General features: G+C 57.0%; 24 protein-coding genes and 1 pseudogene. 18 read left to right on the top strand and 7 right to left on the bottom strand.

Annotation, left to right across the window (positions count from 1 at the left end):
- The 4 genes from JJQ51_RS32650 to hemN form a co-directional block, all read left to right on the top strand.
- Positions 1-380: cytochrome ubiquinol oxidase subunit I (locus JJQ51_RS32650; RefSeq protein ID WP_269245858.1), on the top strand; the 380-nt coding region annotated here is incomplete at its 5' end.
- A gap of 6 nt (positions 381-386) precedes the next feature.
- Complete coding sequence (gene cydB / locus JJQ51_RS32645) at positions 387-1,541, top strand: cytochrome d ubiquinol oxidase subunit II (RefSeq protein WP_269245857.1); 1,155 nt, start codon at positions 387-389, stop codon at positions 1,539-1,541.
- A gap of 18 nt (positions 1,542-1,559) precedes the next feature.
- A complete protein-coding gene (cydX, locus tag JJQ51_RS32640; RefSeq protein WP_113391333.1) occupies positions 1,560-1,673 on the top strand; it encodes a cytochrome bd-I oxidase subunit CydX in 114 nt (37 codons plus the stop codon).
- A gap of 79 nt (positions 1,674-1,752) precedes the next feature.
- Positions 1,753-3,099, top strand: a complete 1,347-nt coding sequence (hemN, locus tag JJQ51_RS32635; RefSeq protein ID WP_269245856.1) for an oxygen-independent coproporphyrinogen III oxidase — start codon at positions 1,753-1,755, stop codon at positions 3,097-3,099.
- A 9-nt stretch (positions 3,100-3,108) separates the two neighbouring features.
- Here the strand turns inward: hemN and JJQ51_RS32630 are convergent, their stop codons facing one another.
- Positions 3,109-5,028, bottom strand: coding sequence for a hybrid sensor histidine kinase/response regulator (locus JJQ51_RS32630; protein ID WP_269245855.1), 1,920 nt, complete (start codon positions 5,026-5,028; stop codon positions 3,109-3,111).
- Between the two features lie 21 nt (positions 5,029-5,049).
- Positions 5,050-5,808: a Crp/Fnr family transcriptional regulator gene (locus tag JJQ51_RS32625; RefSeq protein ID WP_269245854.1), complete on the bottom strand. Its 759-nt coding sequence runs from the start codon at positions 5,806-5,808 to the stop codon at positions 5,050-5,052.
- A 142-nt stretch (positions 5,809-5,950) separates the two neighbouring features.
- On the opposite strand from JJQ51_RS32625, the gene JJQ51_RS32620 reads away from it, so the two are divergent.
- On the top strand, positions 5,951-6,676 hold the full coding sequence (locus tag JJQ51_RS32620) for a response regulator (protein ID WP_113355808.1): 726 nt from the start codon (positions 5,951-5,953) through the stop codon (positions 6,674-6,676).
- Positions 6,677-6,701: 25 nt separating this feature from the next.
- On the opposite strand, the gene JJQ51_RS32615 is transcribed toward JJQ51_RS32620, so the two are convergent.
- Both JJQ51_RS32615 and JJQ51_RS32610 read right to left on the bottom strand, forming a co-directional pair.
- A complete protein-coding gene (locus JJQ51_RS32615; protein ID WP_113355809.1) occupies positions 6,702-7,142 on the bottom strand; it encodes a hypothetical protein in 441 nt (146 codons plus the stop codon).
- A 66-nt stretch (positions 7,143-7,208) separates the two neighbouring features.
- Positions 7,209-8,042, bottom strand: a complete 834-nt coding sequence (locus JJQ51_RS32610; RefSeq protein WP_113391330.1) for a universal stress protein — start codon at positions 8,040-8,042, stop codon at positions 7,209-7,211.
- 274 nt (positions 8,043-8,316) lie between these two features.
- On the opposite strand from JJQ51_RS32610, the gene JJQ51_RS32605 reads away from it, so the two are divergent.
- The 13 genes and pseudogenes from JJQ51_RS32605 (at position 8,317) to pqqE (ending at position 17,726) form a co-directional block, all read left to right on the top strand.
- Positions 8,317-9,501 (top strand): acetate/propionate family kinase, encoded by a 1,185-nt coding sequence (locus tag JJQ51_RS32605; protein ID WP_113355811.1) that lies wholly within the window; start codon positions 8,317-8,319, stop codon positions 9,499-9,501.
- Between the two features lie 66 nt (positions 9,502-9,567).
- On the top strand, positions 9,568-9,708 hold the full coding sequence (locus tag JJQ51_RS32600; protein WP_156090759.1) for a hypothetical protein: 141 nt from the start codon (positions 9,568-9,570) through the stop codon (positions 9,706-9,708).
- A gap of 6 nt (positions 9,709-9,714) precedes the next feature.
- Positions 9,715-9,912, top strand: a pseudogene (locus JJQ51_RS32595) (hypothetical protein); the annotation flags it as partial.
- 323 nt (positions 9,913-10,235) lie between these two features.
- Positions 10,236-10,751, top strand: coding sequence for a GNAT family N-acetyltransferase (locus JJQ51_RS32590; protein ID WP_162759668.1), 516 nt, complete (start codon positions 10,236-10,238; stop codon positions 10,749-10,751).
- A gap of 96 nt (positions 10,752-10,847) precedes the next feature.
- Complete coding sequence (gene adhP / locus JJQ51_RS32585) at positions 10,848-11,921, top strand: alcohol dehydrogenase AdhP (protein ID WP_269245853.1); 1,074 nt, start codon at positions 10,848-10,850, stop codon at positions 11,919-11,921.
- Positions 11,922-12,078: 157 nt separating this feature from the next.
- Positions 12,079-12,438 (top strand): SPW repeat domain-containing protein, encoded by a 360-nt coding sequence (locus JJQ51_RS32580; protein WP_113421319.1) that lies wholly within the window; start codon positions 12,079-12,081, stop codon positions 12,436-12,438.
- A gap of 777 nt (positions 12,439-13,215) precedes the next feature.
- Positions 13,216-13,473, top strand: a complete 258-nt coding sequence (locus JJQ51_RS32575; RefSeq protein WP_113391326.1) for a type II toxin-antitoxin system ParD family antitoxin — start codon at positions 13,216-13,218, stop codon at positions 13,471-13,473.
- 5 nt (positions 13,474-13,478) lie between these two features.
- On the top strand, positions 13,479-13,775 hold the full coding sequence (locus JJQ51_RS32570) for a type II toxin-antitoxin system RelE/ParE family toxin (protein ID WP_113355816.1): 297 nt from the start codon (positions 13,479-13,481) through the stop codon (positions 13,773-13,775).
- Between the two features lie 710 nt (positions 13,776-14,485).
- Complete coding sequence (gene pqqA / locus JJQ51_RS32565; protein ID WP_069614208.1) at positions 14,486-14,581, top strand: pyrroloquinoline quinone precursor peptide PqqA; 96 nt, start codon at positions 14,486-14,488, stop codon at positions 14,579-14,581.
- A gap of 32 nt (positions 14,582-14,613) precedes the next feature.
- Positions 14,614-15,519 (top strand): pyrroloquinoline quinone biosynthesis protein PqqB, encoded by a 906-nt coding sequence (gene pqqB, locus JJQ51_RS32560; RefSeq protein ID WP_269245852.1) that lies wholly within the window; start codon positions 14,614-14,616, stop codon positions 15,517-15,519.
- Positions 15,503-16,288, top strand: a complete 786-nt coding sequence (gene pqqC, locus JJQ51_RS32555; RefSeq protein ID WP_113355818.1) for a pyrroloquinoline-quinone synthase PqqC — start codon at positions 15,503-15,505, stop codon at positions 16,286-16,288. Before pqqB ends, pqqC begins: the two co-directional genes overlap by 17 nt.
- On the top strand, positions 16,285-16,581 hold the full coding sequence (gene pqqD, locus JJQ51_RS32550) for a pyrroloquinoline quinone biosynthesis peptide chaperone PqqD (RefSeq protein WP_113355819.1): 297 nt from the start codon (positions 16,285-16,287) through the stop codon (positions 16,579-16,581). The genes pqqC and pqqD overlap by 4 nt, the downstream gene beginning before the upstream one ends.
- Positions 16,578-17,726 (top strand): pyrroloquinoline quinone biosynthesis protein PqqE, encoded by a 1,149-nt coding sequence (gene pqqE / locus JJQ51_RS32545; protein WP_269245851.1) that lies wholly within the window; start codon positions 16,578-16,580, stop codon positions 17,724-17,726. Before pqqD ends, pqqE begins: the two co-directional genes overlap by 4 nt.
- Positions 17,727-18,066: 340 nt before the next feature.
- Here the strand turns inward: pqqE and JJQ51_RS32540 are convergent, their stop codons facing one another.
- The 3 genes from JJQ51_RS32540 to JJQ51_RS32530 all read right to left on the bottom strand — a co-directional run bounded on the left by JJQ51_RS32540 (position 18,067) and on the right by JJQ51_RS32530 (position 20,523).
- Positions 18,067-18,372 (bottom strand): type II toxin-antitoxin system RelE/ParE family toxin, encoded by a 306-nt coding sequence (locus JJQ51_RS32540; RefSeq protein ID WP_269245859.1) that lies wholly within the window; start codon positions 18,370-18,372, stop codon positions 18,067-18,069.
- A 12-nt stretch (positions 18,373-18,384) separates the two neighbouring features.
- A complete protein-coding gene (locus tag JJQ51_RS32535) occupies positions 18,385-18,651 on the bottom strand; it encodes a type II toxin-antitoxin system ParD family antitoxin (protein ID WP_269245850.1) in 267 nt (88 codons plus the stop codon).
- 1,095 nt (positions 18,652-19,746) lie between these two features.
- Positions 19,747-20,523, bottom strand: coding sequence for an SDR family oxidoreductase (locus JJQ51_RS32530; RefSeq protein WP_113395190.1), 777 nt, complete (start codon positions 20,521-20,523; stop codon positions 19,747-19,749).
- Positions 20,524-21,007 lie beyond the last annotated feature (484 nt).

Genomic DNA, 21,007 nt, shown 5'->3' with positions numbered 1-21,007 from the left:
TTGGGATGTTCTTCATCCTGCTGATGACGGTCTTCTTCTGGCTCTCGGCTCGCCGGAAACTGGATCGCTATCCGCTGCTGCTGAGGATCGCGGTCTTCGCCATTCCGCTGCCCTGGGTCGCCATCGAACTTGGCTGGGTCGTTGCGGAATTCGGCCGTCAGCCATGGATCATCGAAGGCGTGCTGCCGACGGCGGCGGCCGTCTCCAATCTTGGCGCCGGCACCGTGCTTCTCACCATCCTCGGCTTTGCCGCGCTCTACACCGTCCTCATCGTCATCGAGATGACGCTGATGATCAAGGCGATCCGCAATGGCCCCGAAGCGGATGACGAGCCGGAGGCCAAGCTGATTTCCGAAAACCTAGTTCCGGCTGCGGAGTGAACCACCATGATCCTGCATGAATTGATCGATTATGAGACCCTGCGCATCATCTGGTGGCTGCTTCTCGGCGTGCTTTTGATCGGTTTTGCCGTCACCGACGGCTTCGACCTCGGCGTCGGCACGCTCCTTCCCTTCGTCGCAAAGACGGATACGGAGCGGCGCATCGCCATCAATTCGATCGGCGCGACTTGGGAGGGAAATCAGGTCTGGCTGATCCTCGGCGGCGGCGCTATCTTCGCCGCCTGGCCACCGCTCTATGCGGTGTCCTTCTCCGGCTTCTACCTCGCCATGTTCGCCATCCTGTTGGCGCTGATCCTGCGGCCGGTTGCGTTCAAATACCGCTCCAAGCGCGATAGCGCCGGCTGGAAGGCGGGCTGGGACCGGGCCTTGTTCGTTGGCGGTTTCGTTCCATCGCTGATCTTCGGCGTAGCGGTCGGTAACGTGCTGCAGGGCGTGCCGTTCCGGTTCGACGGCGATATGCGCATCTTCTACGAAGGCTCCTTCTTCGCGCTTCTGAATCCATATGCACTCCTCTGTGGTCTGCTGTCGGTTGCCATGCTCGTCATGCACGGCGCCGCCTGGCTTCTCGTAAAGACAGATGGAGTTGTCGCCGAACGCGCGCGTCGGTTCGGCATGGTGGCGGCTCTGGTCGTGATCGTGCTCTTCGCGCTCGGCGGCCTGTTCCTTTGGATCGGCATAGACGGCTATCGCATCGCCAGCGCAATCGATGTCAAAGGCCCATCTAATCCGCTTCTGAAGACGGTCGAACACAGCGCGGGCGCATGGCTTGCCAATTATGGTAGCCATCCATGGATGACGATCGCACCGGTTCTCGGTTTCCTGGGTGCAGCAGCGGCCTTGCTTGCCATGCTCGGGCGGCGTGAAGTGACCGTGCTGCTGTTCAGCAAGCTTGCCATCTTCGGCATCATCTCGACGGTCGGCATCTCGATGTTTCCCTTCATCTTGCCGTCCTCACTTGATCCGCGCTCCAGCCTCACGGTCTGGGACGCTTCGTCCAGTCATCTGACGCTCTTCATCATGCTCGTCGTCGCCGTCATCTTTCTGCCGATCGTGCTTGCCTACACCGCATGGGTTTATCGCGTGCTGTGGGGCAAGGTTGACGAGGCGACAGTGAACGATAAGGGCGGCCACGCCTACTGATCTGCAAGGAGATTTCGCATGTGGTATTTTGCCTGGCTTCTCGGCTTCCCTCTCGCCGCAGCATTCGCTGTCCTCAACGCCATGTGGTACGAACTCGCTGACGACAATACCGAGACGAACAATCGTGGATAGCGCCCGGGCGGCCGGGTATGTCGCCCGGCCCATGCCCGCCGACCGATCCCTCTGCCTCATCTATTGAAAGACCCCTCCCGTGTTCACCAGCTCGCTTGCCCGCTACGCCCAACCCGTGCCGCGTTACACCAGCTATCCCACGGCGCCGCATTTTCATAATGGTATTGACGGGGCGTGCTATGCCAGATGGCTTGGCGAGACGGATCCACATAAACCCGTTTCGCTTTACTTGCATGTGCCCTTTTGCGATCAGCTCTGCTGGTTTTGCGGCTGTCATACCAAGCAGGTACGACGCTACGATCCTGTTGCCGATTATCTCGACGCGCTTGGGGCTGAGATCGCGCTTACCGCGTCGGCACTTTCCGGTCGGCGACGGGTTAGTGCCATTCATTTCGGTGGCGGCTCACCGACCGTGATCGAGCCTGACGGCATCGACAATCTTCGTGCAAGACTCGACAGTGCTTTCCACTTTGATGCGGGTTGTGAGATCAGCGTCGAGATCGATCCGCGCAACGCGGACCATGACAAACTCGAAGCTTGGCACCGCTTTGGAATCACGCGTGCAAGCCTCGGCGTCCAGGATTTCGATCCCGACGTTCAAAGGGCAATCAATCGGCCACAAAGTTTCGAGCAGACGCAAGCCGTCGTGGGAGCCTTGCGCAACGCCGGCATCGGCTCGATCAATCTCGACATTCTCTACGGTCTGCCGCTGCAGACGACGGAGACGCTGCGACGGACGATCGATCTTGCGGTGTCGATGCGGCCAAATCGTATTGCGCTCTTCGGCTATGCGCATGTTCCCTGGGTGAAAAAACACCAAAGCCTTATCGATCAAGATACCCTTCCCGGTCCGGCCGAACGGTTCGACATGGCAAGCGGTGGTGCTGCTCAATTGGCGGAAGCCGGCTATATCGCACTCGGTCTCGATCATTTCGCCGACCAGGACGACAATCTTGCCGCCGCGGCCAGCGATGGAAGGATTAGACGCAATTTCCAGGGATATACGACGGACGATGCCGAGACGCTGATCGGATTCGGAGCATCTTCGATCGGTAGGCTGCCACAAGGCTATGTCCAGAACTCAGTTTCTGCAGCGGACTATATCCGCAAGGTCAAAGCCGGCGAGCTTCCTACCATGCGCGGCTTCGCACTTTCGCCTACCGATCGCATCATCGGCAGGTTGATCGAGAGCCTCATGTGCAATTTCTCCTTCTCCATTTCCGATCTGAAGCGAGCTTTCGGAGCCGAGATCGGCTCCCTGCTCGTCGAGGCGGCGGCAATTGCCGCTTTGGAAGGCGCTATTGTTTCCTTCGACGGAGATACATTCTCGGTGAAGCCGGAAGGAAAACCTTTCGTTCGCACGATCGCCTCCCGCTTCGATCGCTACCTGACACGTGACATGGCGCGCCACAGCGCCGCCGTTTGAGGCAGACAGTCAATCAAGGAGCTCGCGCAGACGGACGGCGAGCTGACGGGCGGTGTAGGGTTTTTTCAACCAACTGCCAGCCTCCGCCAATTCGCGCCCGGCGATCGTGGGCTCCGCATATCCTGATGTGAACAGCACCTTGATTTCAGGGCGCATGGCCCGGATTTTATGTGCGAGCTCATCCCCAGCCATGCCGCCGGGCATCACGACATCGGTAAACAGCAGTGCAATATCATGATTTTCCTGGAAAAGAGCGAGAGCCTCGGTTCCATTGCTTGCCTCGATGACACTGTATCCAGCGTCGAGAAGACGGGAGACTGTGACGCGACGAACACGAGCATCGTCCTCGACGACGAGGATACGCTCGAAGCCTTTTGGAATAATGTCAGGCTTCCTGTCGTCTGCATGAACTGGCTCCATTTCCGTTCGTGCCTTTTCGGCAGGCAGGAAGATACGGACGCTCGTGCCTTGGCCGATCTCGCTATAGAGCTGGACAAGGCCACCTGACTGCTTGGCAAAGCCATAGACCATGCTGAGGCCAAGCCCGGTGCCAGCTCCCATCCCTTTCGTCGTAAAGAACGGCTCGAAGGCACGCTCCTTTGTCTCGCTCGACATGCCAACACCGGTGTCGGTCACCGCGATCAACACGTATTCACCGGTCCGGACCTCCGGATACATGCGGGCGTAGTCGGCATCCAGCCGCAGGCGGGAAATCTCGATCGACAAAAGCCCGCCGCGGGGCATCGCGTCCCGTGCATTGATTGCAAGGTTGAGGAGAGCATTTTGCAATTGCGAGCCATCAACGAGCGCTTCGTTCGCGGCACCGGTAATGACGGTTCGCAATTCGATCGCCTCGCCCAATGTGCGGCGCAAGAGATCGGAAAAGCCGGATACGAACCTACCGACGTCCATAAGCTTGGGATTGAGGGGCTGGCGACGGCCAAAGGCAAGGAGTTGAGCGGTCAGCTTGGCTCCGTCCTCGGCCGCTGCCTGTGCCTCGGCAACCAGCGACAGCAACTTCGGATCCTGCAGTCGCGCCTCGATCATTTCCAGGTTGCCGCTGATGACGGTCAGCAGATTGTTGAAGTCATGGGCCAGGCCGCCAGTCAGTTGGCCTATGGCTTCCATCTTCTGTGATTGTCGAAGTTCCTCTTCGATCTTGTGGCGGCTCGTAAGATCTCGGATGAAGCCGGTAAATATCCGCTTGCCGTTGGTGACCGCCTCGCCAACCGACAACTCCATCGGAAAGACCGTGCCGTCTTTGCGCTGCCCACTGACGACGCGACCATAACCAATGATGCGCCGCTCGCCGGTTGTCAGATAGTGCGAGAGATATCCATCATGGGCCTCGCGGTCCGGCGAAGGCATCAGCATCGAAACGTTTTTTCCATGGACGTCCTCTGCCGAATATCCAAACAGCTTTTCCGCAGCGGTGCTGAAGGACGCGATCACTCCCAACTCGTCGATCACAATCATCGATTCGGGGACGGTCGCGAGAATTGACCGCAAATGAGCCTCACGCTCGGCCAAATCCGCCTGAATCTGTTTTAAGTGACTGATGTCATTATTGGTTTGGACAATGACGTGTTCGTCTGGATCGTCAGAGGATGCCGCGACCCAACGGCTCGTCACGACGATGGGCCTGCCATCCTTGTGCAGATGCACAAGCTCCCCCTGCCAGGCAATCTGCCGGGCGACCTTGCCGCGGATTTCCTCGAGAGGCTCCGGGAAAATAGTCGACAGCAACTCATGAACCACCTGGCCAATGGCCTCCTGTTGGGTCCAGCCGTAGAGCCGCTCGCATCCCGACGTCCACCTCCGGATGATTCCGTCGAAGGTGTGCACGACAATATTCGCGCTATCGAGGATCTGGGCGATTTCGTCCAACCTGGTTTCTGGGGCTTGCTGTCCTGACGACCGATCGTTCATCGAATTTCCATCTGCATTCGGTTAATGGCGCCGCCGGGCATTATCCAAGGAAATGACGGGCGAGTAGCGATCCTCGCATTCATCACCCTCTCCCGCCAGATGTGCAAGCATCCTGGCTTTTAAAACGCGGATGGAATGGCGCCCCACAGGGCTGACGATACCCTTGTTTGTCAACCTCGTCATGGTTCGGGAAACCGTTTCGATCGTGAGGCCCAGATAGTCGGCGATATCGAGACGAGTCATCGGAAGATCAACGACACCGCACGAGCGATCCTGTTCTCGTTTCCGCTGTAGCTGCCGCAGCAAGAAGCTGCAAAGCCGCTCTTCGGCATTCTTGCAGGAGAGCAACACCATCTGATCCTGGGCCGCCGCCATTTCGTCGCAAAGACGGGCAAGAAGCTGCGGCCTCAGTTCCGGCGAACTGCCGACCGTATCCTCGAAGGCTCTCCGGGAGAAACGGCGCAATCTGACAGGGGTCACGGCTTCGGCGCTATAGAGATAGTGATTTCTGAGCGAAACGCCGACAAGATCGCCAGGATAGAGGAAGCCTGTTATGACGCGCCTGCCATCCGCCATGATCTTGAAAATGCGTAAAACCCCCTCCACCAGCTCAAAGAGATGTTTTGCCTGGTCGCCTTCGAAGAACAACGTTGCGCCGGCATCCAATTGCTCCAGTGGTTGCTTCGAGAATAATGATTGAAGACAGACCGGTTCGGCATCGAAGGCAACAACAACCTCATTGTAACTCTGGGCCCGCTCAGCGCTATTTGCCGACAACATGACAATCCCTCTCAAATGTTGTTCCGATGCCGGGTAGATTGATGCCTTCCGAGTGACAGCCGAATGCCACGCGTGTTAGAGATCGTGCAATTTTGTAACGGATTGTCACAGGTCGCAGCCCGTCTTTACTGGAAACCTTGCAATGGCCATCGATCAGCAACGGCGTGAACATCTTCTGGTCGTGGATGACGACCCCAGAATCCGTCAGATGCTGACACGCTACTTCGAGGACGAAGGGTATGTTGTTAGCGCGGCATCGAACGGCCTTGAGATGCGGGCGTCTCTGCAGCAAGCGAATTTTGATATCATTTTATTGGATTGGGTCCTGCCCGGCGGTGAGGACGGATTGGACCTTGCCCGCGAAATCCGCGCACAGTCGGACATTCCGATCATCATGCTGACCGGTCGCGACGATGTGGTCGACAGAATCGTCGGGATTGAAGTCGGCGCCGACGACTATATCGCCAAGCCCTTTCATCTCCGGGAAGTGCATGCTCGACTGAAGTCTATTCTTCGCCGCCGCCAGCCTATGACGAAAGCTCGAGAAAACGAGCGAACGGACATAATTGGTTTTGAAGGCTGGCAGCTCGATATCGGCAAACGGCAGCTTCTATCACCGGACAAAAAGGAAATCGAATTGACCACCGGCGAATTCGACATGCTGGTTGTATTCGCACGCCACGCCGGACGTGTCCTCAGTCGCGAGTTCCTGATGGAATTGACGCGCGGCCGTAATCTGGAAGTCTATGATCGAACGATCGATGCCCAAATCGCGCGACTGCGCAAGAAGATCGAGGCCGACCCCACGCATCCACAGTTGATCAAATCGGTACGCGGGGTGGGCTACGTCTTCACCGCGAAGAGATAAAGGCGGCTTTGCTGCGAACGAATCCTCATCGGTCGTTTTCGTTGCAGACCATCATAAGCCCGTGATCCAATCGATAGACTCGCTCCTCGTTGTGCATCTGCTCCCAATTGCCCGGATTTTGATTCCAGAATCTAATTTGGTTGCACTTGAGTTCCCTGGCCCGCGATCGAATGCTGGCAAACAGGGTTTGCGCAATGCCACGTTCATCAGCTGCGCTCGCGACAATCAGAAAAGTGACGTCGAGCAGCCGCCCGACGGCGGGATGATGGCAGAGCCTATAGATGCTTAGACCCTGTATGTAACCTCGAGGGTTGACCGCGGCGAGGATTTCGTCGTGACGATTGGCGTCGGATGCCATCCGACGCCATGCAACCATACCAAGGTTTGGAACTGCTGCCTGGACAAGTGGATAGGCTTGCACGATCTGATCCGGCCGCAGCGCCGCGATAACATAAGTGCCAGCCATTCTTCTTCCTTTCCAAGAATAAAGCAATCGACCCCGCTTGTCGGCTGGGTCATGAGCCAATTGGCATCAGCGTGTCATCATCAATGGAACAGGCGTGTGCTCCAGCATGGAGCGCGTCGTCCCTCCGAAGATCCACTCACGCACCCGCGAATGCCCGTAAGCACCCATGACAATCAGCTCGGCGCCGATGTCGATCGCATGCTGACGTAGAACGTCCGCAACAGCGCGACCAGCGCTGGGCAAGACATCCACCGAGACTCGGATGCCATGTCTTGCGAGAAAGGTCGCAACATCGGCTCCAGGCTCTTCGCCGTTGCTGCCGATCGTCGCGGATGGATCGACCATGGCGACACACACGCTATCGGCCGCGATCAGCTGCTCCATCGTGGCCCGCACGGCCGTGCTTGCTTCGTTGCGGGAGTCCCAGGCAACCAAGACCGTTTTCGGCCGAAGAGAAGCGGCATGCCCTTTGGGCACAAGAAGGATCGGCGCCGGCGACCGAAACAGGGCTCCGTTCAGAATTTCCTGCCGCATATCGTCCTGGGCCAGAAAGCCGCCGCCGATCAGCGTCAGGTCGACATAGCGCGCCCGTTGTCCGATTTCATTCTCCGCCCATCCGTATTCCGTAAAGAGGCTGGTCACGTCGAACGAAACATCATCAGCCTTGAGAATGGCATTGGCGGCAGCGACCTTCCGACGAAGGTTTTCCGTCTGGCGCTCACGCTCCTCGAGCCATACCGTGGACGTCACTTCGCCATGTCCGCCAATCGGCGGAGCAGCAAGTGCCGTCACCAGCACCGACAGGTGGGCCTTGGATGCCCGGCACAATTCGATTGCGGAATGCAGGTCATCGTCGTTTTGATCAACACCGATGACGCTCAGGATAGTCTTGGCTTGCATGGTCGCACCTCCTGTTTGGACGTTGGTCGATGGAGGCGAGCTTAAGCAACAAAAGGAAGTCCGCCTTGATCTTCGTCAAGATGAGGGAACCATCAGAAATCGCGGGCATTCGTCGGCTTGACATGGGTCAAAGCCACCTCCGCCAACTTGTGTCAAAAGAAACGATAATCGCTGGGCGATATGCGCAGCGGACATCTCTGATAGAGAGTCCACCGTGCCCAACTACTTTCAGCAAGCTCTTGAAAAGAGCGGACTTTGAACAGATTGAAAAGTCATGGCGGACACGACCCTGCTTCTCACATTCAACATGGGCTCTTCGACATTGAAGATCGGTCTGTTTCAGTGCGACGTCCACGGCGCGTGTCGCATTGGCAAAGGACTGGTGGATTTCGGCAGAAGACCCCTCACCTTTCATCTGAGCGAAGGACCCGCTTCCTTTGATATTCAGCTATACGCGGAGGGAGGAGAGGATCTGCGGGATGTCGTCGCGGAAGTATTCGAGGCGCTGGCTGCCCATTTTGACATGTCGGCTGTTCACTTTGCGGGCCATCGCGTGGTTCATGGGGGCGATCGATTCGCGGGCCCCGTCATCCTCGACGAGACCACCATCGGCGAATTGGACAAGTTGGTGGCGCTCGCGCCGTTACATCAGCCGCAGGCGCTTCGCGTGATCCGCGCGGTAAAACATTTGCGACCGGCGCTCAAGCAAACCGCTTCCTTCGACACGGCTTTTCACGCAACCCAAAGCGACCTGGTTCGCCGATTTGCCCTACCAAGGGCTTTGCACGATCGTGGCATTAAGCGCTACGGCTTTCATGGGCTCTCCTACAAATTCATCATCGGCGAATTGCGCAGTCGCGCTCCCGAGATTGCTGCTGGCAAGGTCATCGTTGCCCATCTCGGTAACGGTGCCAGCCTATGTGCTCTCGACAATGGGGAAAGTCGTGATTGCAGCATGGGATTTTCAACGCTCGACGGTGTTCCGATGGCGACACGCTGCGGTACCCTCGACCCAGGTGCGCTGCTGTACCTTCTCGGAACGAGTGGCAGGACGCTTCGAAACCTTGAAGAGATGCTCTATTATCGGTCTGGCTTGCTCGGCATATCGGGGATCAGCGGCGATACCCGCGATCTCCTGAAAGACACGCGTGGGGAGGCACGCGAGGCGATAGACCTTTTTACCTTGCGGATAGCCGGGGAAATCGGTCGCATGACGGCAACTCTCGGCGGCCTCGATGGTCTTATTTTCACCGCCGGGATCGGGGAACATCAGCCAGAGATCCGAGCCGCAGTCTGTGACCGCCTACGATGGCTGGGAGTGGATCGCGACCTTGATAAAAACATCGCCAACGGCCCAATCATCAGCACCTTTTCGAGCAAGATTAGAACCTTCGTCATTCCGACCGACGAGGAACAGATCATCGGCGATGAGGCCTTGTCGCTCCTGACAAGCAAATGATCGAGATCAATGGCTCACCGCTTCAATCGAAGTCCGCATTTGACCATTTCGAATTGGAGTAGTGATATGGAAAACCAGCCAAGTGCCATTCTTGCGCATTCGCTCGACACCAATGAGCTCCGTCTCATCGACCGCTATCGGCGCGCTGCCAATGATCTTTCGGTCGGGCAATCTATCTCCTCGACAATCCGCTACGCGAACCGTTGAAGGCGGACGCCCGCCGCCGTCGATCTTTTCCACGAGAATATTCTGGAACTCTCAACTCGCGTGGTCAACGTCGTCGATCTATTAGCGTTGCAGTCGAAGGAACAGCATCCGCATGGATTGGCCGATGACGTCTTCGACAGGCTGTTTACGCGGGATCGGCCCGTGATCTTCGCCTATCATGGCTATCCCTACCTGGCCCTACGGTAGGAATAGGCATCCAGGATTGTGAAGCGTTGCCGCGTCGCCAGGGAGTCGGTGGGCGAACTGACATCCCAAAGCGCAACGGGCCGACCGGCTGACGATTGGCCTATCAGATCTCTCACGGTTCAACGCGGCGATTGGTCCTGTTTTCCAGCTATCGTGTGGATAAATGCTGCGAGGCGCCTGAAGGTGTTCCCTCATTATTCTTGTCAGAACCTTTGCGGATTTGATCCCCGTCAATGCGGACTTCCTTCGCAGATCTAAGATCAAGGTCAATTACCAACCAGTCTAAGCAAGTGAAATATCGCACGAATGGAGAAGCGGTCATGCCGGAACAGCAGTGGAATATAGTGACGCGTGATGGTTTGCGGGTCTCGGTCAGACCGGCCACAAATGGCGACGAAGGACTCCTCACCGAACTTTTCGATCACGTCAGTCCGCAAGATCTTCGTTTCCGTTTTTTCTCGGCGATCAAGCATGTTTCCCGCAAGCAGATCGCGGAATTGATCGGCGTCGATCATAGCGCCGTGGAAAGCTATATTGCGTTCGCCAGGAATACCGCAACACCGATCGCAACGGCGGTGCTCGCCTGCGACCGGGACAAGAAGCGAGCCGAAGTCGCCATTTCCGTACGGAGCGATCTCAAGGGGCATGGTCTCGGCTGGGAGCTTCTGAGCCTGATGGTACGGGAAGCCAAGAACCGGGGTCTGCAAACGATCGAATCCATCGAAGACAGAAACAATTATGACGCTGTTGAGATCGAACAGAACATGGGTTTCAGGGTCAAACCCTATCCCGATGATCCAAGGCTTGTGCTGCTATCGAAGTCATTGGTCGCCTAGGGAGGCCGTGGCGATGATGCCTCGGATCACCGTCTGCCCCCTGCGCACAGGCCGCCTTAATCACCACACGAGTGCCGATATCAACAGGAGGTCCAAATGGACAAGATGATGCGGGCTGCCATTGTCACGGAATTTGGTAAGCCCTTGTCGATCGAATATAGGCCGGTCCCACGGCCCGAACCAGGAAAGATCCTGGTGAGGGTCAAGGCCTGCGGTGTCTGCCATACCGATCTGCATGCAGCCGAGGGCGATTGGCCCGTCCGCCCCTCGCTTCCATTTACGCCGGGACACGAGGTAGCAGGCATAGTCGCGGCTGTCGGCGCTGGCGTTACCAATCTCAAGGAGGGGGATCGCGTTGGGATTGCCTGGCTGCATGACGCCTGTCTGAAATGCGAATATTGCGAGACTGGATGGGAAACCCTGTGCGACCATCAGCACAATACCGGCTATAGCTGCGACGGCGGCTTTGCCGACTATGTCATCGCCGATGCCGGCTTCGCGGCCCGCCTGCCTGAGCATGTTGATTTCGCCGAAATCGCGCCCATTCTTTGCGCCGGCGTGACGACGTATAAGGGCCTCAAGGAGACCGAGGCCCGTCCCGGCGAGTGGGTTGTGATCTCAGGTGTCGGAGGGCTCGGGCATATCGCCATCCAATACGCCAAGGCAATGGGATTAAAGGTGATCGCCCTCGATATCGCGCCATCGAAACTGAACCTCGCGCGCATGGCCGGAGCTGACTTCGCCATCAACGCCGCAGTCCCGGATACGGTATCAGAGGTAATGAAAGTAACTCAAGGCGGCGCTCACGGCGTTCTTGTAACGGCGGTATCACCATCGGCCTTCTCACAGGCCTTATCGCTGGTCCGCAAGAGGGGAACGATGAGCCTGGTTGGTCTTCCGCCGGGCCAGTTTGCGACACCGATCTTCGACGTCGTCCTGAAACGCATCACCATCCGTGGATCGATCGTGGGAACGCGTCGCGATCTCGATGAGGCGATCGCTTTCGCCGCGGATCACAAGGTCAAGGCAGCTATTCGACGCGCGCCGCTGAAGGACATAAATAAGGTGCTGTCCGATTTGAAGCAGGGCCGCATAGGCGGGCGGGTCGTCCTCGACATGGCTATGGACACCGCTGAAGAGCTATCCGCAAGGAAAGCACTTCAAGTCTGAACTTGGCGCATGAGACACCTCAGCATCTCGCGTCGTCCAGTTTCATCGGCCTCCGACATCGAATCGAAGCGGCAAAAAACCGCGAAGGCATTGATGCATGTCACTGATGTTATGGTTGAAAAATACAAGAATAATCCGTCACCATGGAGGATTTTCCATGCAGGAACCACGCTGGCAAAACTGGTTCGGCCTTCTTCTTGGAACGTTTATCTTCCTGACGCCGTGGTTGGCGCCTGATCTTCTTTCGGTGGCTACCGCATCGATGATGGTATATGCAACCGGAACAGCCGTTGGTCTGACGATTGTGAACGTCTCCATCCTCGGGATTTTCAATCCTGAAGCCTGGATCGACTGGTTGAAATTTTGGCTAGGCCTAGCCCTGCTCGCGGCACCGTGGTTTCTTGGCTTCAGTGGGCTGATCTTCTTCACCTCAAGTTTCGTTTGTGCGGCGATGCTGCTGATCATCGTGAGTGGACTGGCCTTCGCGTCAAGAACTCCAAGGATAGGACGCAAGTAGTGAGCATTCGCGATCCTGCAGCGCGTGACAGGATGACCGCGGAGCGATTGGCCCTAGCGAAGGGCAAGTTGCCCGCTACATCGACTTTCTACGCAGCAATCGAAATGACTATGAGAATGTGACGATGCAAACCGTGCGCGCCAATGAAAGTTTACTTTACCCCGGACAAATTCTGGCAATTCGAGGTTCTACCGGGGAGCTCCATGACGCACTAGATCTCAGGGAGGGCGGGCGTCATGACGGTGGAAGAGCTGACGAAGACTATTACAAACGCGAACAACAATATTGCGTTCTGTGGGATTGCGCCTGACGTTATAAAGACACCGCCACGTCGTGCGACAACGTGAAAGGCGGATAACGATGCTTCCGCGGTCGGGAAAGTACGAAGCGGCGTCTCAACGGCCGATGAGGGCGAAAGCAATCGTTTCACCCCTTGCTGCAACACCACTTTTACAGATCACGACCCACGGTCAGCAAAATCGGAGCCGTTGATGTGATGAGATTCGAACGCGCAATCACTTTGGCCGCTCGCCAAGTCCTCGAAATCCCTGATAATGTCCTTTATCATGGAAATGGGAGAACACAATGGCGCGCGTATCGATCTCGAATGAAGATGCTCCGGAAGGAGGACAATGTTGCCGTGCAGCGTCATCTTTTTCTCTTCCTTGCCACTTTCCAATCTCACCTCACACATTCGGAAGGAGGGTGAGAGGGAAGAGGATTGATAATAGTTGATAAACGGCCTATCTTCTTTCATCACATTCGATGGAGTACAGCATGATTAGTGCCGATCTGGGAAAGCAGCTCGAAAGCTATATCCAGCAGCTCGTTGACACAGGTCGCTATGGCTCGAAAAGCGAAGTCCTGCGGGAAGGTGTGCGACTGGTCCAAGACCGCGAGACCCGACTTGCCGCGTTGGATGCTTCCGTCATGCGCGGCATTGCCGATGCCGACGCGGGGCGAACGAGGCCAGCGAACGATGTGTTCGAGCGACTTGAGGCAAAATACCGCGCGATGGCTGACCAGGCCGAATAATCGGTATGATCCTTGAGTTTTCCAACGAGGCGGAAAGCGATCTTGAGCAGATCGCCGACTATATCGCACGGGACAATCCCTGGCGCGCCCTTTCATTCGTTCGAGAGCTGCGGAGCAAGTGTGAAGATCTCGCCGATAATCCGAACGGCTTCGCGCTTGTGCCCCGCTACGAACACCATGGTATCCGCCGCCGCGTTCATGGCAATTATCTGATCTTTTACCGCGTCGAAAACGCGAAGGTGGTCATCATCCATGTGTTGCATGGCGCTACCGACTATGGCGCCATCCTGTTGGGTGATTAAGTCCGGTCGGCCTTGGACAATCTCTCTCCAAACCGCTGGACTATGCGGCGATTTTATACGTCCCGGCATCCTCCCGCGCTAAGGTGGCGAGCGCCCCCCCTCGACCTCACGCAATGCTTTGCGCTTCTTCGCGTGTTCATCAATGAAGCCGAATACACCGCCCCGCCGGGACTGATAGGATACGAGACGGCGCCGGCAATCGTCCAACTCCTGGCGATAGCGTTCCCGCTCCACCTCGAACCCGTCCATCCATGCTGGAACTGCTGCGGCTAATCCCGACGCGAGTGAAGCTACTGCCCCCAATGCGCACAAGCGCGTAAACTTGATTTAGCTCCTCGTTTCGCGGATCTCATCAAGGCCAGCGGCCATGTGCTGCGCGTAAAGGCCGGACATATGACCGCACCGTTCCAATGTAAATCGACTGAAAAAGCTCTTGCCACGCGGGCCGTTCCACATATGGGGGCAAGGTCAAATCGAACATGCAAAGCCGCGTCACCAGGCACGCCGATGGCCGGCCCTTCGCGGTATCAGACGATCGGCAGTAACGATTTCTTGCGCAAGGACGTCCCCTTGACGTTCTTCATTAAGGGACCACCTCAAGGGTAGGGTTAGAGCGTCATATATGCGTGTGGCGAATATCCTCAAAGGGTCCCCGAGCTCCGGCGAGCGGTGGCTCGCAGAAACAAAGCAACGCAAACAAGGAGATGATCATGAAATGGCATGCACCGAAGTTTATTGAAGTCAGCTGTGGCATGGAAATCAATCGTTACGCTCCGGCGGACGGCGGCGAACCCATTCTGTTCTGAGCCCGCAACACGTGCGGCACAAGGCTGACAAGTTGCGTTTTCTCGTGCTTGGCGCGGCAGCCGGTGGTGGGTTGCCGCAATGGAATTGCGGCTGCCTTAACTGCAATATGGCGCGAGACCCCAGCGCGGCGCTGAGTCCGCAGACCCAATCGTCCCTCGCTGCCACGCTGGATGGAGAGAACTGGACGATCATGAATGCCTCTCCCGACATCCGCCAGCAACTTATCGATAACCGTCCACTCTCCCCGAAGAGTTTGCGAGATACGCCGATCGAAAGCGTCATCATCACTAACGGGGACATCGACCATATCGCCGGTCTTCTGGTGCTGAGGGAAAGCCAGAGGTTCAAGCTGTTCACCAGTCCCTCCGTGGCAAACATCTTAGGCTACAATCCTATCTTCCGTGCGCTGAATCCGGCTTTTGTTGCCATAAGCGCAGCAAATCTGGACCACCCCTTCCAGCCGCTTGCCGGCATGTCGGCGACGCTGTTTGCCGTACCGGGCAAGGTTCCGCTTTTCATGGAGACAGGCGATTTGCAGATCGGGATCGAAAACGACCTGACCATCGGTGTTGAAATCGTCGTAGGAGATGCGCGAGCCTACTACATTCCCGGCTGTGCCCAGATCACCGATGCGCTTGCTGAGCGCCTTGATGGTGCGTCGCTGGTATTCTTCGACGGCACGGTTTTCAGCGACGATGAGATGATCGTAACGGGAACCGGTCATAAGACCGGACGGCGCATGGGTCACATCCCGATCAGCGGCGCGGAAGGCAGTCTGGAAGTTCTTTCCCGACTGAACATCCCCCGCAAGATTTACGTTCATATCAATAACACCAATCCGATCTGGCGACATAGCCCGGAACGAGACTTCGTTCTGGAACATGGCTTTGAGATAGCCCGGGATGGCATGGAGGTGACGCTTGCCCTCGACCCCTGACAAAGCCGAATTCGAACGCCGCCTGAAGGCAATCGGCGCGGAGCGCTACCACGACAAGCATCCGTTTCACCGAATGCTGCACGGCGGTGAATGTACCATGACCCAGGTGCGGGCCTGGGTGATCAATCGCTATTATTACCAAAGCCGGATACCGATGAAGGACGCAGCGTTCATGTCTCGTGTCGAAGATCCGGAGCTGCGTCGCATCTGGCGACGACGCATTGAGGATCATGATGGCGGCATCGAAGAAGGCGGCGGGATCCGCCGCTGGCTCAAACTCGCGGAGGCGGTTGGCCTTGATCCCGACTACGTGGCCTCCACCAAGGGCGTTCTCGCCGCAACGCGGTTTGCGGTCGATGCCTATGTTTCCTTCGTTCGTGAAAAGCCGATGCTTGAGGCCGTCGCCTCATCGCTAACGGAGATGTTTGCGCCGGCGATCCATGCGGATCGTATTGCCGGCCTGCTTAAACATTATGGCTTCGCGAACGATGCCGCACTCTCCTATTTCCGCCAGCGACTGAACGAGGCGCCGCAGGAGGTTGCTTTCGGCCTTTCCTATGTGCTGGACAATGCGGACACGACAGAGAAGCAGAATGCAGCGGCGGCGGCGCTCACCTTCAAGACAGATGTCCTATGGTCACAGTTGGACGCCCTTTATTCCGCTTATGTAGCGCCGGCGCGGATCCCCCCGGGCGCCTGGGATGGATTTGAAGCCGTGACGCCGGGAACTGTCTCCGACCGGACGGCAGCCTTGGGAGCTGCATCATGACAGGCGACGCGCCGCTTATCGGTCCCTTCTCCATCGTCAAGCTCTCCCGTGGCGTGCGACTACGGGAAGATAACGTCCGAAATCAGATGGTTCTTCTGGCTCCGGAACGCGCAATTGCGTTGGATGAGATCGCGTTAGCGATCGTCCAGGCTCTTGACGGGCATAAAACACTCGACGACATCGCCTCCGATTTTGCACAACAGTTCGAGGCTCCGAAGGAGCAGGTGCTTGGCGACATCCTCTCGTTCGTCCGGGAATTTGCCAACCGGCGGATGCTGGAGGCAGTCGAATGAATGCGAATACGCGTCAGCGATTTCCTTTGCCGGAGGCGAGGCGAGCACCGCCTCCGATGGCGATGTTGGCGGAGTTGACGCATCGCTGTCCGCTCGCCTGCCCTTATTGTTCCAATCCGCTGGAGCTGACGAAACCGAACGATGAGCTATCGACCGACGAGTGGATTGAGACATTCCGTCAAGCAGCTAATATTGGCGTTCTTCATCTGCATTTGTCCGGTGGAGAGCCAGCATCACGTCGCGATCTCGTTGAACTTGCGGCTGCCGCGACCTCGTTCGGGCTTTACACCAACCTTATCACGTCAGGCGTCGGCTTGACGCGCGAAAGAGTGGAGGCGCTCAGCGCTGCAGGCCTTGATCATATCCAACTGTCGATCCAGGGCGCGACACCCGAGAAAGCCGATCTAGTCGGCGGTTATAAAGGTGGTTATGCGCGGAAGATCGAGGTCGCGGAATGGGTGCGCTCTGCGGGCCTGCCCTTGACCGTCAATGCAGTTTGCCACCGACAGAATATGGACGAACTTGAAAGCATGATTTCGCTGGCTGTCGAACTCGGGGCACGACGACTTGAGGTCGCGACTGTTCAGTTCCATGGATGGGCCGAGCTTAACCGGCAGGCGCTAATGCCAAGTGCAAACCAGGCCTCCAAGGCAAAAGCGGTTGTCGAAAGGGCGCGCGAAAAACTCGAAGGCTTTTTGGTGATCGATTACGTGCCTGCCGATTATCATGCGCGATATCCAAAAGCTTGCATGGGCGGATGGGGCAGAATTGGCCTCAATGTTACGCCCGCAGGTCTTGTCCTGCCCTGCCATGCTGCAGAGACGATTCCTGGCCTGAGCTTTGAGAATGTTCGCGAAAAACCTCTTGCTGAGATCTGGTATGATGGCAGCGCCTTTAACACCTATCGCGGCGATGAATGGATGGAAGAGCCGTGCCGGAGTTGTGACCGCAAGCATATCGATTTCGGGGGCTGCCGCTGTCAAGCTATGGCATTGGCAGGCGATGCCAACGCTACCGATCCCGTCTGTGTCCTTTCAACGCTACGCTGGATCGTCGACGAAAGGGTAGCCGCGTCGGGGGAAATGGACTTGCAACCGTACCTCTACCGCGGACGGAAGGCTTCCTGCCGGCGTTCAAACTCATAAACTCGCACACCTTTGAGAATCTTAGGCTTATCAAAGCAACCTAAAATCAATTCTCTCGGCGCTTTGGAAGAGGGACCGCCGAACCTGCTGTCGCCACCCCTCTTTAACGTCCTCAAATCGGAGGTCGAAGCGTGCGATATTTCACTGACCTGCATCATTGCTGCTTTTCCAATCGTGAGATCGTAAACAAGGCTCTGCCGGCAGAATTTGCCTTTACCTGCTGACGGCAGGTATTGCTAAGATGCGGCTCTGCCAACTCGACCGCCCAGTACCAGAGTGAGGAAAGTCCTTTGTCCCTCACCTCGCACTCTCCTTTCGCCCGAGGAGTGGGACAAATCGCCTATAGGCGTTCTTCGAGGATCTCGGTCGTGATGTCCCGTCCAGCATAGAAGATTCCCGACACCAGCACCTCGGTCTCCTCGACAACAAACGCGATACTCACGCTCCTACGATAACCAATGATCCGAAGACCGGGGATGAGGTTGTCTCCCACCGTGCCGCGTTTGGGAAACGTCGCAAGCTCCTCGATAAACTGCCGGATGCCGTTGACATAGCTCCACGCCACCGTAGGTCCAGCCCTTTCAACGCTGGCGAGATCCCGGAACAAGTCACGCAACTCAGCCTGCGCCTGCTTATGCAGGACAATTTTATTTTATACCTACTTGGTTTTCGCCAGTTGAGCCCGATGCTCAGCTTCCAACTGGTCAAAAGCCTCATCCAGAGTCACGCTAGCGGACGGGTCGCGCTTCAGATCTGCATAACGGCTCGGGATTTCCTGAGTCAGCCAGCGTTCGCGGGCGTCTTCCTGATCTTCAAGCAATCTCAGGCCCGCGCGAACAACTTCACTTGCGTTGTTATAGCGACCGGATTCAAGCTGCCTTTTGATGAAGCGCTCGTGGTGTTCATTGAGTGCGAAACTTGCCATGACGATTACCTCCTGTTCTGAATATGAGCTACGAGCGCGAATTATCAACTATTGTTATCTATTGATAGTCGCCCCGCCCATAGGCTCAGAAATGAAATTGATGCGGAACTACCCCGCATAGTTCAAACGGATCAATGGGTTCTGGAGGCGGCTTCAACTTGCTACTTGATGCGATCCAACGCGCAGACGGCATCATATGGCGTCGCCCTCCAGTATGGCCGAGAAGCCTGGCATTCGCTGAGGCCGTTGTTGAACAGAGGCAACCCGACCCGAAGTGCCTGAAGGCGATATCGATTGAGCCTTCGCCCAATACAAGTTCGCCATCCGCAGCCTCCGAAATCCCGCCAAATTCCGAAACTCGATTTCTGTCGAACTGGGTTGCGTAAAGGGCTTCGCTTCTGGCGTGTTCGAAAGGCATCGTCAACTTAAATTTCCAGAGCGGTGGGATGGTGGACTTGCTTCTGGCGGCAGTTGGTTCCCGCCGCGAGCGATTTGACGGTCCGCGCGAGCCAACGAAGAGCTATACTGAACTTTGGAGGCATCGTCGTACTGGCCTTGGTTCCGTCAAGCTTTCCCGCCGTCACGCTGAGTTTCGCCGGGCGGGGATGACGTGGTTTACCGAGACTACACCCCCCACGTATCGTTCGCGCTCGACAGCCTGGATTTACGAGACATCCGGCCGTTTGACGGCCGCCTCCGTTTTGGACTGGAGATTTTCAAGCCTGATCCGATCCTGGATTCATTGCCAACCTGACGAAACGTTGTCTCTAGGCCACTCCCGACGTCGTTTCGGGTTGCGCGCTCAACAGGGAGCATTTGCCCTCTGCGAGTATGAGGACTGATTTCGCGCCGGCCAGGGATGAGATCGACGTGTTCACCGACCCGCGATCAACCAAACGATGTGCGAAACGTAATCACCTTGATAAGGAGCGCCCTCAAAGCATAGTTCTGAGCCTCATTGAGGTACCGCTGGAAACTCGGCCACGGTTGTCGTCCTGGAAAACGGTTGAGCGGTGTGCGCCGGCTTCGCAACACCCAGAGCGGAGATCTCGTCACGGTTCGCAGGGCCTGAACCGACGCGGCGGATATCTGATACTATCGGAGCAGACCTTGGCCGCCATCGACCCAGATAGGCGAGCCAGTGATATGCCGAGACTTATCGGATGCGAGAAAGATGATGAGGTCGGCGACGTCTTCACTGCGACCCGGACGCCCTCCGGTAATGGGTACCTGCCCCTCGGGCCAGACGACAGGTATCGACGTTTCGTCTTCCCTTCGGGCCTTGGTGTTAGCTTCGATGTTCGTCTCGATTTCACCTGGACACACGGCGTTGACACGAATGTGGAGACGGGCAAGTTCGAGAGCGAGCTGCTGCACCATCGCGACCTGCCCTGCTTTCGTGGCCGTATAGGCTGTCGCGCCCGGTGTCGTGAACGTTCTCGTCCCGTTGATGGACGATACAACGATGATGGATCCTCCGCCCGATCGCTTCAGCTCGGGCACGGTCGCGCGGATCGTTAGGAAGGTGCCAGTCAGGTTGACCGAAATCGTGTCGTTCCATTCCGAAAGCTTCAGATCGTCGATGGGCGCCCATACGCCATTGATGCCGGCATTGGCGACTACAACATCGAGGCGGCCATACTGCTTAACGAGCTGATCCACAGCTGCATCCACCTGCCCCTCATCCGATATGTCCGCCAGCAGGGAGATAGCTTGTCCTCCGTTCGCCAAGATTTCCTCCACCGTGGTGGAGATCTCTCCGGGCGTACGCCCGAGCGCACCGATTTTGTATCCCTCTCTGGCCAGACCTAACGCCGCCGCTTTTCCGATTCCGGATCCCGCTCCAGTGACAAGGGCGACGGCTGGCTTCATGGCGAACTCCGAGCTGTTGAGTAGCAGTGGAACTTGTGGATCGGCTTGAAGTTCCATCAAACGGAGGTTCTGTACGGTGCGGGACGTTGTTTAAAACCATGTTGACTGAGCGCCGTCGACGTAGAATGTTCACTGGGCACGCGCGGGAAGATCTCAATCGCCGCAACCCTGCTCGGCTCGCCGCCGTTGCTGACCTTGATGAGCCCCCGAAAGGCCTGGATCTACCGGCCGCTTGGGAGATGAAGTCCCTGTTGATGGAGCTGGCCGCAAGCGGAAGACGTGCAGTCTCATCTCCACTCACGACGTGGAAATCATACCTCGCTTATGCAGTCGAGCCGTGTTCCTTGCCAAGGGCAAAGTTGTACGATCATGGAAGGGTAATGATGTTACCACACTGCGGGTAACACGCGGTGCTATCGAGGAGTGCCTGATCAGCACGCTTAAGGCTCAACTGGAGGCGTGAAACGGGGAGTGGGCCGGCCCG

The organism is Rhizobium sp. AG207R, assembly GCF_027109195.1.
GTDB classification, from domain to species: domain Bacteria; phylum Pseudomonadota; class Alphaproteobacteria; order Rhizobiales; family Rhizobiaceae; genus Rhizobium; species Rhizobium dioscoreae.
This window is presented reverse-complemented; position numbering and strand designations above follow the sequence as displayed.